This is a genomic window from Helicobacter monodelphidis (assembly GCF_003288845.1).
Taxonomy (GTDB): domain Bacteria; phylum Campylobacterota; class Campylobacteria; order Campylobacterales; family Helicobacteraceae; genus NHYN01.
Map to the genome: position 1 here is coordinate 22,959 of NZ_NHYN01000008.1, position 23,617 is coordinate 46,575.

The 23,617-nt window shown below is 34.8% G+C and carries 22 protein-coding genes; 10 read left to right on the forward strand and 12 right to left on the reverse strand.

The annotated features are described in order from the left end of the window. Positions 1 to 33: 33 nt before the first annotated feature. The 8 genes from CCZ01_RS04915 to rpmE are packed head-to-tail and all read right to left on the reverse strand — an operon-like array spanning position 34 to position 6,435. On the reverse strand, positions 34 to 360 hold the full coding sequence (locus CCZ01_RS04915) for a YraN family protein (RefSeq protein WP_112052116.1): 327 nt from the start codon (positions 358 to 360) through the stop codon (positions 34 to 36). Between the two features lies 1 nt (position 361). Further along, complete coding sequence (locus CCZ01_RS04920; RefSeq protein WP_181566324.1) at positions 362 to 1,618, reverse strand: homoserine dehydrogenase; 1,257 nt, start codon at positions 1,616 to 1,618, stop codon at positions 362 to 364. Positions 1,619 to 1,621: 3 nt separating this feature from the next. Next, positions 1,622 to 2,839, reverse strand: a complete 1,218-nt coding sequence (locus CCZ01_RS04925; RefSeq protein ID WP_112052118.1) for an LL-diaminopimelate aminotransferase — start codon at positions 2,837 to 2,839, stop codon at positions 1,622 to 1,624. Positions 2,840 to 2,865: 26 nt separating this feature from the next. Next, on the reverse strand, positions 2,866 to 3,723 hold the full coding sequence (locus tag CCZ01_RS04930) for a hypothetical protein (protein WP_112052119.1): 858 nt from the start codon (positions 3,721 to 3,723) through the stop codon (positions 2,866 to 2,868). Beyond that, a complete protein-coding gene (locus CCZ01_RS04935) occupies positions 3,717 to 4,703 on the reverse strand; it encodes a hypothetical protein (protein WP_112052120.1) in 987 nt (328 codons plus the stop codon). Before CCZ01_RS04935 ends, CCZ01_RS04930 begins: the two co-directional genes overlap by 7 nt. Beyond that, entirely contained in the window at positions 4,681 to 5,424 is a 744-nt protein-coding gene (rlmB, locus tag CCZ01_RS04940) for a 23S rRNA (guanosine(2251)-2'-O)-methyltransferase RlmB (protein WP_258436723.1), read from the reverse strand. The genes CCZ01_RS04935 and rlmB overlap by 23 nt, the downstream gene beginning before the upstream one ends. Beyond that, complete coding sequence (gene rsmI, locus CCZ01_RS04945) at positions 5,396 to 6,232, reverse strand: 16S rRNA (cytidine(1402)-2'-O)-methyltransferase (protein WP_112052122.1); 837 nt, start codon at positions 6,230 to 6,232, stop codon at positions 5,396 to 5,398. Before rsmI ends, rlmB begins: the two co-directional genes overlap by 29 nt. Further along, entirely contained in the window at positions 6,232 to 6,435 is a 204-nt protein-coding gene (gene rpmE / locus CCZ01_RS04950) for a 50S ribosomal protein L31 (protein WP_112052123.1), read from the reverse strand. Before rpmE ends, rsmI begins: the two co-directional genes overlap by 1 nt. A gap of 185 nt (positions 6,436 to 6,620) precedes the next feature. On the opposite strand from rpmE, the gene CCZ01_RS04955 reads away from it, so the two are divergent. From CCZ01_RS04955 to CCZ01_RS04985, 7 genes are all read left to right on the forward strand, one after another. After that, the gene (locus CCZ01_RS04955) at positions 6,621 to 7,262 is read left to right on the forward strand and encodes a nitroreductase family protein (protein ID WP_112052124.1); all 642 of its coding nucleotides are present in this window, start codon (positions 6,621 to 6,623) and stop codon (positions 7,260 to 7,262) included. A gap of 24 nt (positions 7,263 to 7,286) precedes the next feature. After that, positions 7,287 to 9,086 carry a translation elongation factor 4 gene (lepA, locus tag CCZ01_RS04960; RefSeq protein WP_112052125.1) on the forward strand — a complete coding sequence of 600 codons (1,800 nt, stop codon included), beginning with the start codon at positions 7,287 to 7,289 and terminating at the stop codon, positions 9,084 to 9,086. A 97-nt stretch (positions 9,087 to 9,183) separates the two neighbouring features. After that, positions 9,184 to 11,175, forward strand: a complete 1,992-nt coding sequence (gene uvrB, locus CCZ01_RS04965) for an excinuclease ABC subunit UvrB (RefSeq protein WP_112052126.1) — start codon at positions 9,184 to 9,186, stop codon at positions 11,173 to 11,175. A gap of 878 nt (positions 11,176 to 12,053) precedes the next feature. Then, positions 12,054 to 12,485, forward strand: a complete 432-nt coding sequence (locus CCZ01_RS04975) for a response regulator (protein ID WP_112052128.1) — start codon at positions 12,054 to 12,056, stop codon at positions 12,483 to 12,485. Further along, the gene (locus tag CCZ01_RS04980; RefSeq protein ID WP_112052129.1) at positions 12,485 to 14,692 is read left to right on the forward strand and encodes a WD40 repeat domain-containing protein; all 2,208 of its coding nucleotides are present in this window, start codon (positions 12,485 to 12,487) and stop codon (positions 14,690 to 14,692) included. Before CCZ01_RS04975 ends, CCZ01_RS04980 begins: the two co-directional genes overlap by 1 nt. A gap of 76 nt (positions 14,693 to 14,768) precedes the next feature. Then, on the forward strand, positions 14,769 to 14,891 hold the full coding sequence (locus CCZ01_RS10820; protein WP_258436733.1) for a hypothetical protein: 123 nt from the start codon (positions 14,769 to 14,771) through the stop codon (positions 14,889 to 14,891). 33 nt (positions 14,892 to 14,924) lie between these two features. Then, positions 14,925 to 15,686, forward strand: coding sequence for a TSUP family transporter (locus tag CCZ01_RS04985; protein WP_112052130.1), 762 nt, complete (start codon positions 14,925 to 14,927; stop codon positions 15,684 to 15,686). 194 nt (positions 15,687 to 15,880) lie between these two features. Here CCZ01_RS04985 and CCZ01_RS04990 read toward each other — a convergent pair whose 3' ends face one another. From CCZ01_RS04990 to CCZ01_RS05005, 4 genes are read right to left on the reverse strand one after another with little or no spacing between them, the layout of a single operon-like run. Next, on the reverse strand, positions 15,881 to 16,807 hold the full coding sequence (locus CCZ01_RS04990) for a lipid A biosynthesis lauroyl acyltransferase (protein WP_112052131.1): 927 nt from the start codon (positions 16,805 to 16,807) through the stop codon (positions 15,881 to 15,883). 11 nt (positions 16,808 to 16,818) lie between these two features. Next, positions 16,819 to 17,829, reverse strand: coding sequence for a lipopolysaccharide heptosyltransferase I (waaC, locus tag CCZ01_RS04995; RefSeq protein WP_181566318.1), 1,011 nt, complete (start codon positions 17,827 to 17,829; stop codon positions 16,819 to 16,821). Between the two features lie 5 nt (positions 17,830 to 17,834). Next, the gene (locus CCZ01_RS05000; protein WP_112052133.1) at positions 17,835 to 19,310 is read right to left on the reverse strand and encodes a Ppx/GppA phosphatase family protein; all 1,476 of its coding nucleotides are present in this window, start codon (positions 19,308 to 19,310) and stop codon (positions 17,835 to 17,837) included. Then, positions 19,310 to 19,561 (reverse strand): YfhL family 4Fe-4S dicluster ferredoxin, encoded by a 252-nt coding sequence (locus CCZ01_RS05005; protein WP_112052134.1) that lies wholly within the window; start codon positions 19,559 to 19,561, stop codon positions 19,310 to 19,312. Before CCZ01_RS05005 ends, CCZ01_RS05000 begins: the two co-directional genes overlap by 1 nt. A 236-nt stretch (positions 19,562 to 19,797) precedes the next feature. Here CCZ01_RS05005 and CCZ01_RS10745 point away from each other — a divergent pair, with 236 nt between their 5' ends. The 3 genes from CCZ01_RS10745 to CCZ01_RS05025 are packed head-to-tail and all read left to right on the forward strand — an operon-like array spanning position 19,798 to position 23,610. Next, a complete protein-coding gene (locus CCZ01_RS10745) occupies positions 19,798 to 23,010 on the forward strand; it encodes a type ISP restriction/modification enzyme (RefSeq protein WP_220106536.1) in 3,213 nt (1,070 codons plus the stop codon). Beyond that, positions 22,964 to 23,317 carry a type ISP restriction/modification enzyme gene (locus CCZ01_RS10370; RefSeq protein WP_181566325.1) on the forward strand — a complete coding sequence of 118 codons (354 nt, stop codon included), beginning with the start codon at positions 22,964 to 22,966 and terminating at the stop codon, positions 23,315 to 23,317. The genes CCZ01_RS10745 and CCZ01_RS10370 overlap by 47 nt, the downstream gene beginning before the upstream one ends. Then, positions 23,311 to 23,610 carry a type ISP restriction/modification enzyme gene (locus tag CCZ01_RS05025; RefSeq protein WP_112052136.1) on the forward strand — a complete coding sequence of 100 codons (300 nt, stop codon included), beginning with the start codon at positions 23,311 to 23,313 and terminating at the stop codon, positions 23,608 to 23,610. Before CCZ01_RS10370 ends, CCZ01_RS05025 begins: the two co-directional genes overlap by 7 nt. Positions 23,611 to 23,617: the final 7 nt, after the last annotated feature.

Sequence of the window (23,617 nt, forward strand, 5' to 3'; positions counted from 1 at the left end):
TTTAAAAAGCCCATTATAACCTATTTTTGTAAACTAAAGAGTAATATTTTCTATTAATTCTAATTTTTCGCCACAAACAATTAACGCATCAACACAATACTCCCTCGTAATACCATTTTGACTCAAATAGAACTCCAAACTTCTAATAATTCGTTGCATCTTAATAGGCGTGATATTATAAATAGGCTCAAAACTCTCCCCACTCTTGACTTCTACAAAATGTAAAATCTTCTTTTTTTCGGCAATAATATCAATCTCGCCAAAAGGCGTATAAAAATTCCGCTCTATGATTTTAAATTTTTTTTGCTGTAAAAATTGTGCTGCCTTTTCTTCAGCAATATTACCTTTTTGGCGACTCACTCTAGTCCTTGATGCGAATCATCAGAGGCTCGCTTAACACAACAGGCAATTCCCCTAAACGCTTCAATGCACATTTAATATTCTTCTCTAATGCATAATGTGTTGAAAGAAGAATCTTTGCATCGTTCATCCCATTTTGTTGCAACAGAGAATTAATAGAAATATCTTCCTCGCTTAAAATTTTTGCAATCTGTGCTAAAACACCGGTTTTATCCGCAACCTCCGCTTTCAAATAATAGCGCGATTGAATCTCTTCTTGCGAACGCAAATACAACCCACTTTCAAATGGCTTCTTAAAGCCAAGCATAGGTGCACCCTTGCTTCTTGCAATTTCAATCAAATCTGAAATCACAGCACTGGCAGTAGCATCACCACCAGCTCCAGCACCATAAAACATTGTCTCACCTACACAATCCCCAACAACACTAATTCCATTCATTACGCCATCAACACGACTAAGCATTTCAGCATTCTTAATAAATGCAGGGTGAATACGCAACTCAACTTGATTGTTTTGTCTTTTTGCAATTCCTAAAAGCTTAATACTATAGCCAAACTCTCTAGCAAATGCAATTTCATCATTAGAAATTTTCGTAATACCTTCTATCAAAATATCATCAGGTTTTGCATCAATACCATAAGCTAAACTTGCAAGAATCAGCAGTTTATGAGCAGCATCAATACCCCCCACATCAAAAACTGGGTCAGCCTCTGCATAGCCCAAATGTTGTGCCTCTTGCAAAGCAGTTGCATAATCTATATTTTCATAAAGCATTTTAGTTAAAATATAATTACAAGTGCCGTTTAAAATACCACTAATTTCTAGAATGTGATTTGCCCCCAATCCATCTCTAAGTGCTTTAATGATAGGAATTCCTCCTGCAACACTTGCTTCAAAGCCAATAGGAATTTCTCCTGCAATCTCTTGTAATTCATAGCGATGATATGCTAAAAGTGCTTTATTTGCAGTGACAAGACGTTTTTTTGCACCCAATGTTTTTTTTGCTACAATAAATGCCTCATCAACACCACCCATTAATTCTACAATCGTATCAATAGAATCATCATTCAAGACAGATTCAATATCGCTATATAGCGAAATATCTACATTTCTTTGCTTACCTAAAGAACGAACAACACCCTTAACAGGAATAATTTCCTCTCCAGCACGTGCCGCAATGACTTCTTTATTTTGTTGCAAAATACGCACAACACTGCTACCTACAACACCGACCCCTACAATTCCGATACGCATAATGACTTAATTCTCACTTCCTAAATTCTTTAAAAATTGCTTAATATTTCTTGCCGCTTGGCGAATCCTTTTCTCATTTTCAATTAATGCAATTCTTACATAACCCTCCCCTGATTCTCCAAATCCAACACCTGGAGAAACAGCAACTTTTGCCTCCTTAAGTAATCGCTTACTAAATTCTAAGCTTCCCATTTTTTTTGCAACCTCTGGTATCTCTGCCCAAATAAACATTGTTGCTTGAGGCTTTTGTATTAGCCAACCTGCTTCGCCAAAACTCTTAATTAAAATATCCATACGCGTTGAATATTGATTCTTAATTTCCTCTACACAACTTTGATCGTCGTCAAGTGCAATCGTTGCTGCAATTTGTAAAGGCGTATACATTCCATAGTCAATCCAGCTTTTTATTTTTTGCAAAGCACCAACAAGCTTTTTATTTCCTACAACAAAACCTACACGCCAACCCGCCATATTATAACTTTTTGAAAGCGTAAAACTCTCAACAGCCACTTCTTTAGCTCCATCAACCTCAAGAATAGAAGGCGTCTTGTAGTCACCATAACTTAAATCCGCATAAGCAATATCACTAATGACATAAAATCGTTCTTGCTTAGCTAAAACAACTAAACGTTCATAAAAGCTCTTTGTTACAGTAACAGTCGTTGGATTATGGGGAAAATTCACAACAACAAATTTAGGTTTGGGCATCGCTTCTTTAAGTGCCCGTTTTAAATCTTGAAAATATTGCTCCTCATCAAGTTCAAATTTTTCATTCCACTTCAAACTAAATTTTGTTACATTTGCACCAACAATAATAAAGGCATAATAATGAATAGGATACATTGGCTCTGACACAATAGCATTGTCACCAAAGTTTGAAATAGCTTGGATTAAATGCACATATCCTTCCTTAGAACCCATCGATAAACAAGCTTCTGTGTCTGGGTCTAAATCTAAACCATATTTTCGTTTATACCAATTACAAATCGCTAAACGCAATTTATAAATTCCTTTACTCGCAGAATAACCGTGATTCTTTGGTTTTTGTGCCGCCTCACAAAGCTTATCGATAATATGTTGTGGAGTTGGTCCATCTGGGTTCCCCATGCTAAAATCAATGACATCTTCATTATTTTGTCGCATTTGCAATTTAATTTCATTAATTGTTGCAAAAACATATTTAGGCAACCTCTTCATTTTATCAAATTCAATCTCATCAAACATCATATCTCCCTTTCAAATTCAAATCATTAAAGACGTTCAAGCACAAACCGCAATCCCGTCTTCACATTAGAGGGCGTATGGCTATCACTTAAACGTACAAACGACACTTCTTGTGGAATTTTCTGTTGATAAACTCCATTTTTAAAACTGGCTTTCTCTAAAGAAATAAGCCTCAAAGATGAATCATAAAAAGCAAGGTCTGGGTAGATTTTTCCTCCATGCAAAGGGCTAAATTGTAAAATACCTCCTCGCCTATTCAAAAAAATCCAATACTCTCCTTTCAAATTCCCATGCGACATCTCCACTCCATATTCTAAGTTGAGTGCTTCAGGTATTTTTGGGGAAGTCAGCTTGAATCCATATTGCCATAAAACCTCATTTTCTCTTGTGAGCGAGGTTAATCGATAACCATATTCCTGCATTTCTTGCATAAAACTTACCGGGTCAAGGGCATTTTCTGCATTCATCAATAAAACCAAAAAAAATCGCCCATCGACAAATTCAGCTTGAATGGGTGTTGCATAATAATACCCCAAAGACTTCAATGCACTTTGCACAGAACGAGTAACAAAAATAGGAGAATCAGAAACTTCAATTTGAATTTTAAAAGCACGAACGGAAGGGACGGAAAGCTTTAAAAGCCCATTATCTTTCAAACGAGAAAGAATCTTTGGATAGTCGGGTCCGTATTCATTAAAATAAAGCTGTGATCTTTTAAAAATTCCATTCATAATGAAAGTCTTGTTTTTTTCAAAGACTCTGGGCTCTAAAAGCCTCTTTAAGACAGATTCAATATCCCTATCCACCGCAAAAGCTAATGTGGAAAAAACAATCAAATAGACGAAAATTTTTGCAGTTTTGGCAATAGACAATATGTTTACCACCCACCTCCTCCGTTAATGGAACGAAATTCTGCTTCAGTAATTGCCCTTAAGCCCTCATTGGGCGCATAATACAAGTACAAAGGTGAACCACTTGTAAAATTATTTTCTATCTCACCAACACTCACATTAAAACGTCCATGCCCTGTGCGAAACAATAAAGGCTTTTCTCCTTTAACAACAAAACGATCATAAACATTTTGATAAACGCGTTTTTTAGTATCCACCTCTAAAATTCCTAACCACAGAGGGCCATTCAAAGAAAAGATAATCTCCCGTGTAATGTTCTGATCAACTAATGGAGGCTCTTCATTCAAAGATTGAGCTACAATAGACATATTTTGTTCTACCATCGTCCCATTCACTTCTGTTGCTACCGTTTCATTAGATTCTGCTTTTGTCTGATTGTTTTCTATGCCAACTTGTGCTTCCAAATCGCGTCTAATATCCTCAACTACAGCCTTACCACCTTCAAAATGCTCATTATTCACAATTTCATCATAAGTATTTCCATATACATTAAAAATGTAATAACTCCCACCTAACACAACAACAATCGTAGCTATAGCAATATTAAGCCACTTGCTTGAAGTATGCTTCTCATAACGATCAATCTTCACATTCACATCAATCAAGCTTGGACTATCATATTCATCAGCCTTAAATAAGCCATGCTCCTGACAATAGCGGTCATAATCATCCATCCAACCACTTAAGTCAATATTATACTCTCTTTCTAAGATGCGAATAAATCCCTGTGCTGTAACTTTATCAAATTGCTCATAATCTCTATCTAAAACCGCCTCAATTTTAAACAATGCAATATATGTCTGCTTGTGAATTTTCTCTACACCTTCCTGACGCAAAAACTCTAAAGCCTTTTCACTGCCATTATTGACGACTCTCTCCCCTTCTTCTTTTGGTAGATTTGTATTTTCTTCTGGTTGATTATTATCGTTGTTATTGTTGTTGTTTTCGTCCATTTTGTATCCTATCCATTAAAATTGCTGCTGCTACACTCACATTTAAAGAATCAACAAGATTCCTAAGTGAAATTGTAACACAATTATCCATTTTTGCGATTAATCTTTTACGCAACCCCTCTCCTTCACTACCCATAAAAAGTGCAATTTTGGGTGGTAGCGAAGCAACAAAATCCAATGTTAACTCTTGTCCGTGCAATCCCGCCGCGTTAAAACAAAAACCCGCCATTTTTAACTCGTGGGCAACACTCAAACCATCTTTCACAATTACAAAAGGTAAATCAAATATTGCCCCGCTACTTGTCTTGACTGCACCTTCATAAGAGAAAGAAACAATTTCAGTTAAAATAATTGCTTCAAATCCCAATGCATAAGCACTTCTAAAAATTGCACCGATATTGTGCGTATCGCTCACGCCTCCTAAAACAAGCACAGAAGAAAAAGTTTTAATTGTAGCAAAGTCACTTTGTTCTAAAGGAAAAATTTCCACTAAACAACCTTGATGATTCCCTCCCTTAGCTAAAGCTTGTGCTGCCTTAAAATCTATCCTTTCTATAGGAATATTTAGATTTAAAATATGCTTAAATAAGGACTTATCAATCTCTTTTTGCAAAATCACCTTACGGATTTTTTCAGCGTGTCGTTGTAGTAGATAACCGAGAATCTGTTTGCCATAAACAATCATTACTTCCTCACTCTTGATGTAACGGATTCTGCCCATGAATCACACATTCATAGCATTTCTTAACATCGATTCCTGTCATTTTAGCAATAATTTTGGCGACAACTTTTGGAGGAAGATTTAAAGCTTCAATATCGCTTCCGCGCAAAACATATTCTTCATGCAACGGACACCCATACACCATAAACGCCCATTCTCCACGAATCTCCTTAGCTGATAAACTTTTCAGCACATGCCCGACCTGCCCTTTATAGAAGGTTTCAAAGTGCTTTGTCATTTCCTTAGCAACAAAAATTTCAGCCCTCTTTTGCACTCTTTCCAAATCTTGCAAAGACTCTAGTAAACGATGAGGCGATTCATAAAAAATGACATCAATGCCGAGTGACAATAACCTTTCAAATTCACTTTTTCTTTCTTGTTGCTTTGAAGGTAAAAAGCCATAAAATAAGAACTCCTTATGTGTACTTCCACTCGCCGCAAAAATTGTTAGGGGTGCATTGGCACCGGGCAAGACTGTATAAGGAATTTGATATTCTTGAACAAAACGAACCAATGCCGCACCAGGATCACTAATACAGGGTGTCCCGGCATCACACATATAAAGAACATTTCGCTCAAAAAAGTCTGAAGTAACATTCTCTAAAAAACCACATTCATTATGAGAATGCACAGGCATTAACTCTGCAGAAAAAGAACGCAAATACCCCCTATTTTCTAAAAGACGAAGTAACGAAGAAGTGACACGTGTATCCTCGCACAAAACCACCTCACTCTCCTCCAATACCCGCAATGTCCTTAGAGTAATATCCTCAAGATTACCGATGGGAGTTGGAACAAAAGTCAACACTACTTCAGATTATATCTTTGCTTGAATTTTTCAACACGTCCCGCAGTATCAACAATCTTATCCGAACCGGTATAAAAAGGATGACAAAATGCAGAAATGTCAATTCTTAATTCTGGCTTTGTACTAAGAACTTCAATTTCCTTGCCACTTGTTACACAAGTTACCTTGCAAGGCACATATTGTGGGTGAATATCTTTTTTCATAAAATTTTAACTCCTTATTTTCTGGTTATTTAGAGACCGCATTCTAACCTATTTTTTTTTAAAAATAGCTAAGAATTTTCAGTGTTTTATCAGCCTTCAAAGCTTATAATGTCCGCCGATATTTTTCAGTCCAACACGAAGAAATTTAAATTCTACCTAAAGATAACAATAAAAGAGGAAAATTTATGAAATTTCAAGATTTTTTACAAGACAATCTTTCTTACCGCTATGCTTGTCGTGATTTTGACCCAACAAAACCACTTCCGCAGGAACATTTACACATTCTTGCTCAAAGTATCCAATTTGCACCCAGTTCAATGGGTTTACAGCCTTATCGCTCCATTTTTGTTACAGATAGAGAGAAAAAGACGAAAATCGCTTCTTTTAGCCACACACAACAACCAGTTATTGACTGTTCTTGCCTGCTAATCTTAATGAGTCAAAAACCATACACCCTAAACGCAAATACGGCAAAAGAACATTACCAACGTCACCAAAATATAAATCACATTGCAGAAAAAACGCAAATGGTAGAGGATATTTTGCAGCAACGTTTTCATAACGAGAGTTGTCTTATTGAGGGCTACATTAGGGAGCAAGTTTATCTTGCTATGGGAGATATGGTACGCGTTGCCACACTACTCAAGATAGACTCTCTCATTATCGGTGGTTTTGACACACAAAAACTTTACAAGTGGCTTGATTGTTACCCTAATACTTTCACACAATTCTTTCAACCATGCATACTTATTGCCTTAGGGTACGGAAAAGGTCAACCTTCTCCCAAGCAAAGACTTCCTTTGGGTGATGTCACCTCCATACTTTAAAACTCACATCTTGAAGGAAAAACCTTGAATCCACTCTCACGTATACGCAATTTTTCCATCATTGCTCATATTGACCATGGCAAAAGTACGCTTGCGGATTGCCTTATTCAAACCTGTGGCGCTATTAGCGAAAGAGAAATGACACAACAAGTTATGGATACAATGGACATTGAAAAAGAACGCGGAATTACCATAAAAGCACAAAGTGTAAGGCTTTCATATCAATATCAAAATGAAACATACATTCTTAACTTAATTGATACGCCAGGGCATGTCGACTTCAGCTATGAAGTAAGTCGTTCTCTTGCTTCATGTGAAGGTGCTTTGCTTGTTGTTGATGCCTCTCAAGGTGTTGAAGCACAAACTATTGCTAATGTCTATATCGCCTTAGAAAATAATCTTGAAATTCTACCTGTTTTAAATAAAATTGATTTACCTGCAGCAAATCCTGAACGTGTCATTGAGGAGATTGAACAAACCATTGGGCTTGAGTGTAATCAGCCCTTATGTGTCAGTGCGAAAACACGTTTGGGTATTCGTGAACTTTTAGAACGTATTATTATGCAAGTTCCACCACCAAAAGGAGATCCAAACGCCCCCACAAAGGCTCTTATTTATGATTCATGGTTTGATAACTATTTGGGGGCTTTAGCCTTAGTTCGTGTTAAAGAAGGGGCAATAAAGAAGGGACAGAGGATCCTTGTAATGGGTAGCAATAAAAATCATGAAGTGCTTGGGCTTTTATATCCCCACCCCATCAAACAACAACAAACAGAAGAAATTGCATGCGGTGAAATTGGAATTGTTATTTTAGGGCTTAAGAGCGTTACAGATATTGCCGTGGGCGACACAATGACAGATTTTAAGAATCCTACCAAAGAGGCAATTAGTGGCTTTGAACCTGCAAAGCCTTTTGTTTTTGCAGGAATTTATCCCATCGAAACAGATAAGTTTGAGGATTTACGCGATGCACTAGATAAATTAAAACTCAATGATTCGAGTCTAACCTATGAGCCAGAAACAAGTATTGCACTTGGTTTTGGGTTTAGGATCGGATTCTTAGGTTTATTGCACATGGAAGTAATCAAGGAACGATTAGAGAGAGAATTTGACTTAAGCCTAATTGCCACCGCGCCCACTGTTGTTTATCGGATAACACAAACCGATGGTAGCACAATCAATATCCAAAACCCAAGCGAACTCCCACCAGAACAAAAAATTGCAAAAATAGAAGAACCTTATGTTAAGGCAACAATCATCGTTCCAAGCGAGTTTTTGGGGAATATTATTACACTTTTAAATCATCGGAGGGGCATTCAAGAGAAGATGGAATATCTTCATGAGACGCGTGTTTTACTTGAATACCTCATTCCAACCAACGAAATTGTAATGGATTTTTATGACAAGCTAAAATCTTGTACAAAGGGCTATGCAAGTTTTGATTATGAGCCTTATGAATACCGCGAGGGTGATTTAGTTAAGCTTGATGTTCGTGTAGCAGGAGAAATTGTTGATGCACTTTCTATTATTGTGCCTAAAAGCAAATCTTATGACCGCGGTAAAGAACTTGTTGTAGCAATGAAAGAAATTATTCCACGCCAACTTTTTGAAGTAGCAATTCAGGCAAGCATTGGAAATAAAATTATTGCAAGGGAAACGGTTAAATCAATGGGTAAAAATGTGACAGCAAAATGCTATGGTGGGGATATTACACGAAAAAGAAAATTACTTGAAAAACAAAAAGAAGGCAAAAAACGTATGAAATCTATCGGGAAAGTGAATCTACCACAAGAAGCATTCCTTGCTGTCCTTAAAATTGATTAACTCTTTTATAAAATAAACAAGTTAGAACAAAACTAAAAATAAATGATGGATTTTTAATAACCCTCACAACACAAACTTTTTGAAGAAGGATTCTTGAATGAAAACGCGACAATCTTCCCTATTTAAGGTATACTCCACCTATACTGAAGCAGGAGACCAACCAGAAGCAATTTCACAACTAAGTCGTATGATTATGCAAGGACAACGTTATGCTATGCTTGTGGGCGTAACAGGAAGTGGAAAAACATTCACAATGGCGAAAATTATTGAAAAATTACAAATGCCGACATTAATTATGACACACAATAAGACCCTAGCCGCCCAGCTTTATAGTGAATTTCGTAGCTTTTTTCCTCATAACCATGTGGAATATTTTATTTCCCATTTTGATTATTACCAACCAGAAGCCTACATTCCACGTCAAGATTTATTTATAGAAAAAGATTCTTCCATTAATGAAGAGCTAGAAAGATTACGACTAAGAGCGACAACAAGCCTCCTGTCCTACAATGATGTCGTTGTTGTTGCAAGCGTATCCGCCAATTATGGTTTGGGTTCTCCTGCTGAATACATTAAGATGATATTACATCTTAAAAAAGGTGAGGAGATTAACCAAAAGCAACTCCTAGCAAGGCTTGTTGATATGGGCTATTCACGCAATGACAATTTCTTTGAATGCGGTGATTTTCGCGTACGTGGAGAAGCAATTGATATTTTTCCTGCCTACAGTGAAAATGAAATTGTGCGTATAGAATTCTTTGGTGATGAAATTGAACGCATTTTAATGCTTGATAGTATTCAATTACAGGAATTACGTACTCTTGATGAATATATTTTATATGCAGCCAACCAATTTATCGTAGGCGAATCAAGACAAAAACAAGCCACTACAGAGATTAAAGAAGAATTAGCAAAACGTCTTGCATTCTATGAAAAAGAGGGGCGAATGGTTGAATACGAACGCTTAAAAAGTCGCACAGAATTTGATTTAGAGATGATACAAACAAGCGGAATTTGTAAAGGCATCGAAAACTATTCTCGTCATCTTACCGGCAAAAAAGAGGGTGAAACCCCTTATAGTCTACTAGACTATTTTGAGTTTAAACAACAACCCTATTTGCTCATTGTTGATGAATCCCATGTGTCTTTGCCCCAGTTTGGAGGAATGTATGCGGGGGATCGTAGTCGCAAAGAGGTTTTGGTTGAGTATGGATTCAGATTGCCAAGTGCTTTGGATAACCGCCCATTAAAATTTGATGAATTTATTATTAAAGCACCACATTATTTGTTTGTTTCTGCCACACCTGCTAAACTAGAATTAGAATTGAGTCAAGAGGCAATAGCTGAACAAATTGTCCGCCCTACAGGGCTTTTAGATCCTACTTACGAAATCCTATCAAGCGATAATCAAATTGCGACACTCTATGACGAAATTATCAAAGTCATCGAAAAAAAAGAAAGAGTTTTAATTACATCTTTAACAAAAAAAATGGCAGAGGAACTAACAAAATATTATAGTGATCTCGGAATTAAGGTGCGTTATATGCATTCAGATATTGATGCCATTGAACGTAATGAGATTATTAGAGGGTTAAGATTGGGTGAATTTGATGTTTTAGTTGGAATTAATTTATTAAGAGAGGGTTTAGATTTACCTGAAGTTTCTCTTGTTGCCATTTTAGATGCAGATAAAGAAGGGTTCTTACGCAGCGAAACAAGCCTCATTCAAACAATGGGGAGAGCGGCCAGAAACTTAAATGGAAGAGTTTTACTTTTTGCAAATAAAATTACACCATCAATGCGAAAAGCCATGGAGGTAACGGATTATCGTCGTAAAAAACAAGAAGAATTTAATAAAAAATATAATATTATCCCTAAGAGTGTTAATCGAAAGGTTGAGGAAGAATTAAAAGTAGAATCTCTGGGTAATTTAGATATAAAAAATCTTAAAAAAGATAAAATCCCTAAAGCAGAAAAAGACAGAATTATTAAAGAACTCACGCGTAGAATGCACACGGCAGCTAAAGCATTAGAATTTGAAGAAGCTGCTCGAATTCGTGATGAAATTACAAAAATAAGGAAAAGTTAGTTGAGTCTCTTTTGATCATCTTTGGTTTATGAGTTTTGATTCAAGTTATTTTTTAAGCTGTAGTTTAAGCATAAAAATTTTAAAATAAGATTTACCTCAGTTCTTTGCCCTATTATTAATCCTTGAAAAACATCGATACTAAAGGATTAATCCAGCATTCATCAAAAGTTCCATTTATTATACGCACATTGATACCCGGTTTATTTTTATGCCGTCAATTACATTCTTGCCCGAACTATCAATATTATATGGATAAACTTTTCCTTTTCTTTTAACTTTATCAAGATATATTCTAACTCCACAACATAAATTCGCGCTCCACTGAATTCTAATTATTATCTCACCTACCCGTTTATCAAAGTCAATCAAAAAGGATTATTCAATATTTATAATAAAAATTTTATTATGAATTTGGTTATTGAACCTCCTTATAATCCTATCATCATCTTTGTCAAATTAATGCAGTCTACTTCTTCTACCAAAGATAAGAAAAAATATACAGCAAGTAAAGGGTTTTATGGAATTGCAAGGTACAAAAATTTTTTTGACAATACAAAGAATTTTTTAGTAAATGCAAATACATCTTTTGCGCTCTGTATCTCAAGCAATCATCTCACAACCCAAAATTCTAAACTTTATTAAAATTTATGAAAAGTAAAAGAAAAATGGTTATCTACTAATTTTGAGATAAATATAAAAATTTGACGGACAACTTGGGTTGTTTCTTTAAGAATAACTTAAAAGAAACGAATCTATAAAAAACAATAAAAAATTATGAGTTATTTATTTAAATAACTCATTTTTAAGCTATAATTCCTTATATTTAAAGCTCTAGTTAGGAATTTAATGAGAGGCAATCAAAGAAGGAAGGGGTTTTAATGAGTGTAACTTCAAGTGACCGTTCTCTTTTCGAGCTAACACTTTTGTATGCAGAAGACGATAAGAGCATTCAAGAAATGATGAAAAAGATTCTTCAACGCCGTTTTTGCAAGGTTCTTTGTGCTAATGATGGAGAAGGAGGATTTGACCTTTTCCAAAAAGAAAACATAGACATTGTCATTACAGATATGAGTATGCCAAAAGTCAGTGGTTTAGAATTATGTGCAAAAATCAGGGAAATTGATGAAGAAATTCCTATTATGATGATTACTGCTTTTAATGAATCAGATTATCTAATTGAAGCTTTGCAGTTAGGAGTTGATCGCTTCCTTTTTAAACCAATCAACACGACAACCTTAGATAAGCATCTCAAGATTTTAGTTAAAAGGGCGATACTATCTAAGAAAAACCTCACACAAGGAGTCTCATAATGCTTCCACTTTTACACCGAACCAAGCTGAATAGCGGGGTTGTTAGTTGCACTATTACAGACAAGAAAATATTTATGCTAGATAATCTTTACCACTTCTATGAACTGGATGCTTCAGACCTCTCTTTTTCGAAAAGCACACAAATTTTTAAAGACAAAGAAGCAAGACATAAATTCACACATGCTATATCTGGTTCTGTCGATGGATATTTATTCGTTACACTCCATAATAGTTCACAAGGCGTCATTTTGAAAGATGGCGAAACAGTTGCAAAAATTGCCAACCTACAATGGCATAAGGCTACTGTAAGCTCATCACGTTTTTCACGTGATGGGCGCTATCTTGCAACAGGCGGAGAAGATGGGAAAACTCTACTTTTTCAAATTCCAAGCTTTAAGCTTGCAGGCTCTATGCTCCCGCGTCCAGATTACATCGCAAGTATTAATTTTGATTCAAAAGCAGAGAGAATTGCTTCAAGCAGTTTTGACGGTGTGACGGTTATATTAGACATTGAAAGAAACCTTATTGTAGGAACTTTCGAGCTAGAAAAAACAGTACTTGAAGACGGTGTATTCTTTGATTGTGGAAACAAATTCTTCTTTGTCTGTCGTGATGGGAGAGCAGGTATTTACAATCTGTTAACACAAGAATTAACATTAAAAGAAATAACTAAGGAGTGGTTTACACGTCTAAGGCTTACTACAGACCGTCGCTTTGCTATTGTTGGAACAAAAGCAAATAAGCTTTTTATTATTCGCTTAGAAGATTTAGAACCTATTCAAACTCTTATAACGGAACATAATGGAATTTCAGCGATTGATTTAACAATCGACCGTTTAGCTGTTGCTTATATTGATGGCTACATAGAATTTTATAACCTTCAAAAATCTCTTGATATTTTTGAAGGCTTAATTAATGAGGGGAATTTTCTTGATGCCCTACGACTCACAAAAGAAGAAAATGTATTCCTCAGTTTGTTGCCTATCTACACCAAAACAATGGAAGAACAATGGAAAAAAACACTTAAAGAGGCGATTGACTTCTTAGCCACCAATCGTTTTCAAGAAGCGATTAACCTTGTTGCACCTTTCATGGACGACAAACGCAAAAAAGAAGAATTTAGCCAATATGCACAACAAATTGAAGCTGTTGCGAAATTTTGTGATGCATGGGAAAGTAAAGATGTGCAAACCGCCTACAAAATTGCCGAACAATCTCCTGAAGTGCGAAAACTACCATTTTTCGATTTACTTGAAGAATATTTTTTACAGATTTTCAATGCTGCGAAAAAGTTTCTCATTATGGATGCAAAAAATAATATGCCAAAAGCTCAAGCCCTACTTAAACCATTTTTGAATGTGAAAAGCAAGAAAGATATTGCGTATGCCTTACTCAAAGAATCTAATAAGTTTCAACAGCTTGATACTCTCCTTAGGGAAAGGAAATTTGCAGAATTATTTGCTTTAGCAGAGAAACATTCTTTCTTAAAACAAACAAATAGTTATGATAAGGCGATGTATATTATTCCACAAGTTATTGATCGTATGAATCAACTAATGGCCAATAAGAATTTTGAGAAAGCGTCAGAACTTTCTACCTTTCTAGCTTCGTTAGCCCCCTTCAAAGAAATAGGTGAAGAAAATCTTCGATTGATTGAATTGCAAAAAACCTTTTTAAGTGCCGTTGAAGCAAAAGATCTTAAAAAAGCATATGCACTTGCATCAGAGGAAAGTAAGCTTCAAGCCCTACCTGAATATTCAGGACTAAACAATGAATTTAAAGAAATTGCGGAACAAGCCTACAATCTTGCTACAGATGGCTTCACTAGCAATGTGATTGATCATTTAAATCCTTATTTTGAGGTAGAGTATTGGCAAGAAAAAATTGCTTCTATTATCAAAATCTCTTATCTTTATGAGTTAGATAAAGCAGCAGAAAATAAGGCTACATATAGCGATGTGAATTGGAAAAAATCTATTCTCATTTATTTGGATCGCTTTGGGCTTGACGAGGAAATTTCTCGTATTTGTGAAATGCGTGGCTTAATGGAATTTATGACTGACATCGGACAAGGAAATCCTAAAGGTTACAAGAGTCTGCCCTACACCTATACTATCTTGATTAAAGATGTAGGAGATGCAAACATTAGTAGCAGTAGCACGGATGAGGTTGATATTGACGCACTTTTACAGGAAGCAGAAATATAAATTTATAATGAAAATAATTTTAACTTCAAATCATATTTGAGGCATCCATAAATTCATCTCAATAAAGGAGTATACGATGAGCAAAAAAGAGGAATTGACAGAACTAGAGAAGAGTTGCGTAAGTGATCTCGTTTATATTATAGGTGGGGCAATTTTGATTATTTTTGGAATTTTCAGCTTAGGCACCATTGGCATATAAACCACCTAATAAACTTACAATAAGAGTTATACGATGGAACTAGAACTCTCAGTGATTGTTCTGTTGATTATGGCAGCATTTATAGCGGGCTTTATTGACTCTATAGCTGGTGGTGGCGGTATGATTACTATTCCTGCTTTATTTTATGCTGGAATTCCACCCACGCAAGCTTTAGGCACAAATAAACTACAAAGTAGCTTTGGTAGTGGTTCTGCGATGCTATATTTCTATCGAAAAGGTCATATTGATTTTAAAAAGGCATCTTTAGGGATTATTTTTGTTTTTATTTTATCAGCACTAGGAAGTCTTACAGTTCAAAAAATTGACCAGCAGTATCTGGCAAAAATTATTCCTTTTTTGCTTATTATCTTTGCATTTTACTTTTTATTTTCTCCAAAAGTGTCTCAAGAAAACACAAAAGCAAAGGTAGGACGCTATACCCTTGCAACCTTATTGGGTCTTATAGGTTTTTATGACGGCTTCTTTGGTCCCGGTACAGGATCATTTTTTTTATTAATTCTTGTTGCATTGGGAGGATCAATGATTACATCAGCACTTGCATATTCTAAACTATTCAATTTTACTTCCAATATTGCTTCCTTGTTATTTTTTGCTATCAATGGGCAGGTTTTGTGGCTTGTTGGACTCTTGATGGCAATTGGACAATTTACTGGAGCAACATTAGGGGCAAAAGTTGCATTACGTTATGGGGGTAAAATTATCAAACCTTTGGTTGTTGTAATTGCCCTCATCGTTGCAATCAATTTACTTTATAAACAATACATTGCCCAATAACAACAGCTACACATTAAAAACAACACCATCTTTCTGGCTTAATAAAAAAAGAATTGTACGATTCATACAAAATAACTACTTAACACTTACAAAAAAGCTTAAGAAGTTTAAAGCAAAAAACTCTTTAACTAAAATCTAAAACAATAATAACAATAAAGATACTTAATTAATACCTACAATTGGACATCTAAAGATTAAGAGTAAATTTCCTCATATTGATTCTTAAAGCGACGATGAAACCAAAGCCATTCTTCAGGCTTCTTTTCAATGGCCTGCTGGGTTATTATCGCCTGTTTTTGGGTAGCCTCAAGAATGTCTTGTTGCATATTGTCTGTTTTTGAAACAACAATAGGATCATAATAGTGGATAAAAAAATGTGAATAATCTTCATTGCATTCTGAAAAAACTGGTATAATCACACTATCAAATCGCCTTGCTAAAATCGATGCACTAGGAGTATGTCGCACCTTTTTTCCAAAAAAATCAACAATCACTCCTTCTTTTTCTGCCGTATTTTGGTCAACTACCAAACCAATCGGATAGCCATGATTCATAAATTTTAGAATTTCCCTCATTCCTTTTTGTTTATTAATAAGCTGAATACCAAAACGACTTCTCACCTTACATAGAAAATAATCAAGGCTAGAATTTCCAAAAAATCTTCCTACATTCCCCATTTTTCCATAAACAATTCCCGCACAAAGCGATATTAATTCCCAATGCCCATAGTGTGCCGTAATTAATACAAAAGGCTTATCCTTAGGAATGATTGCATCAGCTTTTTCTTTATTAAAAATTGTAACTCTTTGAAGAATTTTTTCTTGGGACGACACAGAGAGTCGCACAAAATCCAAAACACTGAATGCAAAATTTAAATAACCGCGTTTAATGATATTTTTTTTCTGTTCCTCACTTAAATTATCTTGGTAAACAAAATCTAAATTAATTTTTGCATCTTTTTTCCTTCTTTTATCAAGAATATAGAAAATCCAGGCAAGTCCTTTCACAAAAAACATAAAAATTTTATGGGGTAAAAAAGCAAAAAAATAGGCTAGTGTATAAAAAAATATCTCAAAAATTCTTATTTTTAAGCGATTAAGTTTTGAATCTGTCTGGGACATTACACCTCCTTTTATCGCAATAAATCTTTAGCGATTTCAGCAATTTTTTTTGGACAAAGTGTAGCAATGGAAAAATCATCCTTTTGATAATCTCTGCTTGCTTCTGCCCTTAAAGCTCGATTAATTGGGCTAAGGAGTGCGAATCGTTCAATAGGTGTATTACCAAAAAGCGTAATTGAGGCAATGTTTAAGGCAAAAGCTAAATGCACGACACCCGTATCACCACCAATAACTAAATCTACCTGCATTAAAAGTGCTTTAACCTCATCTAAAGAAAGTTTTGGCAAGCAAACCAAACAAGGATTGCTCTCTTGCATCTCTTGGGCAATCAATGGATAGGAGTATGATAATAAAAAAATATGAAAATTTTTATCTAAGTATTTTGAAAGCACCAAAAACTGTTGTGGTGGATAAACTTTATTTGGTTTTGATGATTCTAATGCAAAAACAATTTTTTTACCCTTGTAATCCTGAATCAAGGTTTGAATTTTCTGCTTTGCCTCATCCGATGCGTTTAATCCGGGTAAGCAACATAAACGACCTTTTTGCAAAAATTCATCAAGAAGCTGATGCTTGTAGGGCAAGCAATAGGCCTCTGAAAGCAACTTTGCATTACGTTTTAAAATATGTTCTTGATAGTTAATATGGCAATGCTCATGATAAAATAATGCAGATAATCCTTCCTTTGCAGATTGAAAAGAAAAACCTATTTTTCTTTTTGATGGCAAAAAATGTGCAATAATAGCACTTTTCAAAAGCCCTTGTGCATCAATTACATAATCATAAGAGTTTAATTGCTTTAAGTTATTCAATAGGGTATAGAGTTCACGCCACCGCCTACCCTTTAACAGCTTTCTAATAGGCAAAGGGTGGATCTGGGATACAAAGGGTGAATAACGCAAAATTTCGCTAAACTCCTCATCTACAAACCATTCCCTTTGACGACTCTCAAACATAGGCAACAAAAGAGCTAGATGAATAATATCACCTAGTGATGAAAGTTTAATAATAGCTTCTTGCAAAAATTTTATTCCTCTAGCCAATCAACTTGAATTTGTAATTCCTGCGGAATAGCCAACTTATTAATCGCTTCACGTGCAAGATAAGGATCTTGTTGTGTGCAAATCACTAACACCCCGTGCTGATATTTAAAATCAACATTTTGTAAGTAGGTAGCAAGAATTTCTGCAATCGCTAAAATTATACTTAGCCAGTAAACCACATCATAAGATGGAACTAAAGAAGCAACTTTTTCATAACGTGCAACATTCGGTGGCTTTTTACTTCCATACGATTCAACAAGCATAGAGATTAAAATCCTATCCGCATGCGTAAAACCATAATTTAAACCATTTACCAAAAAATAACCCCCATGCTTATGATTTTGATAAAAATTTAATGCTGTTCCAATATTCAATAATCGTGCTGCACTTTTTAAATGAAATCGATAAGATTCATTGACTTGATGTAGTAAATATAAAACATCAAACAATCTTAACGCATAGGACGCAAGACGTTTTGTCCGTACATCCTGCAAAGAAAAACGATCAACAAGGCTACGAATACTTGGATTAAATCCTTTAGGAAATGTAAAATGGGAGTTACGCAGTGCGTCCGTTAAAAATACACCCTCTCTAACCCCAACACCACTTATCACAATTTCTGTTGCCTCAAAATGTTTCAATAGGGTACTAAAAATCAATGCACCGCCTCGAATATTATCAAAACGATCTTCACTAATACCCAAATCTACTAGCTCCTGAGTGTCACACGCTTCATAAACCTGTCTAAAGAAACCTTGATGAGATTCTACATTATATTCAAATGCATGAAGGGTACTCAGAGGGTACTCTTCTCTCTCCATAATTGCCTTAGAAAGTGCACGAATTGTTCCACCAATTCCAAAAATACGCTTCCCTTTAAAAGAATAAGGAATTTTTTGCATTTGCCCCTGAATAAAAGTTAACATCTCATGGATAGGCATATTTTTATCAAAAAATAACTCTTTTAAACGAATCGTACCAAGATCAAGAGAAATTAAATCTACAATTTTTCCATTTTGGATTAATGCACATTCACTTGAACCACCACCAATATCAATAGTTACGCCTTCATCATAAGGTAAAAGATTCAGTGCTGCAACTGCACCATAAAATGCCTCCCTTTCCCCAGTGATAATTTTTATATTCAAGCCCAGACATGAACGCACCAATGCAAGAAATTCCCCACGATTAGGGGCATCTCTTAATGCACTTGTTGCTACACATAAAATCTTCCTGGCTCCCACTTCATGGGCAATTTTCAAAAAACCCCTTAAAGCACAAATCGCCCTTTCAATCGCTTCTTTTTGTAAATATCCACCATTTTGATAGCTATTTTCAGATATACGCACACGACTTTTTCTCTCCTCAATCAGATAAAAACCATAGCGACTCGTCTTCTTAAAAATTGCCATTCTTGCTGAATTCGAACCAATGTCAATCACTGCAGTTATTTTTGCCATTACTCTTCTTTCTGGAGTTGTTCATATTTATATTTTAATTCTTCGATACTTTCAACATTATCAGGGTCAGGAATCAATGCATCTTTAGGACATACAGGAACACACGAAGGTTCATCATCATAACCTACGCATTCTGTGCAACGATCAGGGTCAATAATATAATAGGGATCTTCAACCTCAATTGCATCATTAGGACACTCCTCACGACATTCATCGCACGCAATACATTCTTCTGTAATCATTAATGCCATTTATTGTACTCCACTTTTAAAATTAGCCTATATTTCTACCCTAAAAATTCTTAAAATCTTATTTAATGAAAAAATTTTATCCCTTAAGCCTTGTTGGATTATAATACAGCATTCAAAAACAAATCAGCCTCAAAACAGTGATGATTAATTTAATGGAGATTCTACAATGATAGAGCAACACGCACAAGAAAAAATAAAAAATTCTTAGTTTATAAAATTAAGAAAAAGGTTAAATAATGGAATTTCTAGGCACTTATCTTAATACAATTCAAAATATCACACTACAAGACAAAGAACATACACACCGCACGTATTTACAAAACTTTTTAAACTCCATTAAAGAAGCTTTAGCTACCAACAATAAGGCTTTGTCCAGCCTTACTATTAGACACGAACCAAACAATGACAAAGAGGGTAGAGGTGCACCAGATTTTATGATTTTATTTCAAGGCTTAAGTATTGGCTACATTGAAAATAAACGTGTAAATACGGATTTAGATTCTGTGGTACAAAGTGAACAGATTGAAAAATATCTTCAATTGAATGATAATCTAATACTAACGGATTATTTGCACTTTTGTCGCGTGTGCAAAAATGAAAAAAACAAAGCACAAATTGTGCAAGGGTGTAGAATCTGTGAGCTTAGCCAAATCAAAGCCACACTTAAAAGTAAGCAAATTTTAGAATCCAAAACACAAGAATTGCTAGATTTTTTTAAAATCTTCTTTGATGCAAGTAAAATAAAACCTATCATCACGGCTTCAGAATTTGCTCAAAGCTTAGCACTTCGCACACAGATTCTAAAAGCTACTTTGATAGAAAATATCGACAATATGCACATTGCAAACCTTTATGAAACTTTCAAAACTCAACTCTATCAAGAGCTAGATTTTAATGACTTTTGCGATTCTTTTGCACAGACGTTGACTTATAGTCTTTTTCTCGCAAAGCTAAACATCACAGAAGATAAAGAGCTTGATTTATATAATGCAAAAAAGTTTATCCCTAAATCATTCCCGCTTATTCGTGCAATGAGCGATTTTCTCAACCAACTTGAGGATTTAGATTCTATTAAGTGGTTATTAGAAGAAATTATCCACATCAGCAATCATATTGACATTGCAAGTATTATCCGTGAACTTAATCAAATGAACGAAAAAGATTTACTCGGAAACTATACAACTGCTTTTACACACAAAGACCCTTATTTGCATTTTTACGAGACATTCCTAAGCAAATACGACCCAAAATTGCGTGAGATTCGTGGGGTATATTATACTCCTATAAGCGTGGTAAGCTTTATTATTAATGCAATAGATTTCATATTAAAAGCTGATTTTGCACTACCAAAAGGCTTGAGTGCGAGTTTAGAAAACCAAAATATTACCCTTTTAGACTTCGCCACAGGCACAGGGACATTTTTGCTAGAAAGTTTTAGAAAAGCATTGGAACCCACATCTAAAAATAGTCCTAAATATGACCCCAAAAACTTGCTTAATAAATTCTTTGGTTTTGAATTTTTAATCGCTCCTTATATTATTGCACATTTGCGACTTTCTCAAAGTTTCAAAGAAGAGTTTAACACTCCCATAGAGGACAACGAGAGATTAGGAATCTATCTTACAAACACACTTTATAGTAAAGATATTAAAGCAGAACAAAACGAAAAAGCAAATCTATTTGGTGGAATCCCAGAACTTGTGGGGGAAGCAATAGCTGCACAAAAAACTAAAGAAAAAGAGATTTTAATTATTACAGGTAATCCACCCTATAACGGTGCAAGTGCAAATAAGGGTTTATATGAAAAAGAAGTGCGAAATACCTATAAAAAACCTTTAGAGATTCTAGGTTCTCCTGTGACATTTATCAAAAATGGCAAGATAGAAAAAGAGAAAAACCCAAAATGGTTACTTGATGATTATGTAAAATTTATTTGTTTTGCAGAATCTAAGATTCAAAAGCAAGGAAGTGGAATCTTTGCTTTTATTTCTAATAATAGCTTTTTGGATAACCCCACATTTCGCGGAATGCGCTATTCTTTGCTAAATACTTTTGATAAAATTTATATTTTAGATTTGCATGGCAATGCAAGGAAAAAGGAGTTATGCCCTGATGGCAGTAAAGATGATAATGTATTTGATATTATGCAAGGGGTAAGCATTAATGTATTTGTGAAACACTCTTGCCATTCCAGCTTCCCCATTGGTCATTCTGAGGCTAAAGCCGAAGAATCTAAGAAGCATTCTAGCAAAGATATTTCGGCTTTTTCAAAGCCTCAATATGATAAGGCGGTTTGTCATTCTGAACGTAGCGAAGAATCTAAAACCAAAAAGCCACTTGCGTCAGTCTATCATTATAACCTTTATGGCAAACGCAAAGACAAATATAACTTTCTTTATGAAAATACTTTAGATTCCATTAAGTGGAGCAAACTCTCTCCCAAAAAGCCTTTTTATCTCTTTATCCCGCAAAATGAGAGTTTAAGAGAGGAATACGATAAGGGCTGGAGTGTAAAGGATATTTTTAGAATAAGCGGGGTTGGAATCTGCTCTAAAAGAGATAATATTGTTTTTCACAATACTAAAGAAAGTCTAAAAGTTATGCTAAAAGATTTTATCACAAAATCAAAAGAGGAATTATATAGAATCTATAATATAGGGGAAGATTCAAGAGATTGGAAACTAGATTCTGCAATAGAATCTATTAAAGAAAATAAAGATAATTTAGATGATTTTATAATGCAATGCCATTATCGCCCTTTTGATTATCGTTGGACTTATTACATTAATAAATCACGCGCGTTTATGGCTTATCCTGTTTATGAAGTTTTTCAGCATTTTTTAGATAACGATAATGTAGCTTTACTTGCTTCAAGACAAAGTAGTGCTGTGGGCGATGATAAAATCAGCACTATTGCTATTAGCGATAAAATGGTAGATTTAAATTTCTACCGCAGGGGTGGGGAAGAAGTTATGCCTCTTTATCTCAAAAATGAGGATTTACAATCAAATAGAATAGAAAACTTCACACAAGAATTTAGAGATTTTATAGATTCTAAATATCAATGGGATAATGAGGATTATAAAAATAATCCTGAATTCTTTATTATTACCCCATGTCATTCTGAGGCTAAAGCCGAAGAATCTAAAAAAGATTCCAACAAAGAGATATTTCGCTCTGCTCAATATGACAAAGAACAACACAATAACCATAAATTCACCCTCACACCAGAAGCAATACTAGGCTATATCTATGCAGTGCTTTTCCATAAAGACTATAGAGAAAAATACCTTGACTTTCTTAAAATCGACTTCCCAAAGATTCCCTTTGTAGAATCTAAAGAGAAATTTTTAATCCTAAGTGCGTTAGGGCAAAAATTAATCTCGGTGCATTTAATGCAAGATTCAGCAACAAGAGAGAGAGAGAGAGAGAGAGAGAGCAGAAAATAATGAGAACAAATCTCAATATTGGGCTGGTGCTTTGCAGACAAGTAGTACGTCAAGCATTCAGCCACAGCTTCATAGTATATTCGATAATGGAGAGTTGTTACATTTCAGACACAACCAGAGAGATAAATTATCTCTTTCCGCTCTATCTAAAGGCTTAAAAATGCAAAATATAGGTTTAGTTTGTGATAGAGGTTCTAAATTGCAAGAGATTAATAACATTTTTATTACTCAAAATATTATTGATTTGCATTTGGTAGGTAGCGGAAGCTATATTTTCCCACTCTATCTTAAGGAGAAGTTATGCTAGATTCTAACATTGGTAAGCCACTTTATAAAGATACAAAAAACAAAAATTTAACCATTATCAAGCCTAACTATAAAGAATCTGAACAAAAGCTTTTTGTTAATGAAACATTGTATTTTGATAATGTAAGTAAAGAAGTATGGGAATACAAAATCGGAGGTTATCAAGTTTTGGATAAATATCTAAAAAGCCATAAAAATGAAAAGATAGATTTTGAGCATTTCCAGTGCATTATTCAAACTTTACATAAAAGCTTGGATTTGGAGCGAGAAATTGTTAAAATTGATTTAATTTAAAGGAGTT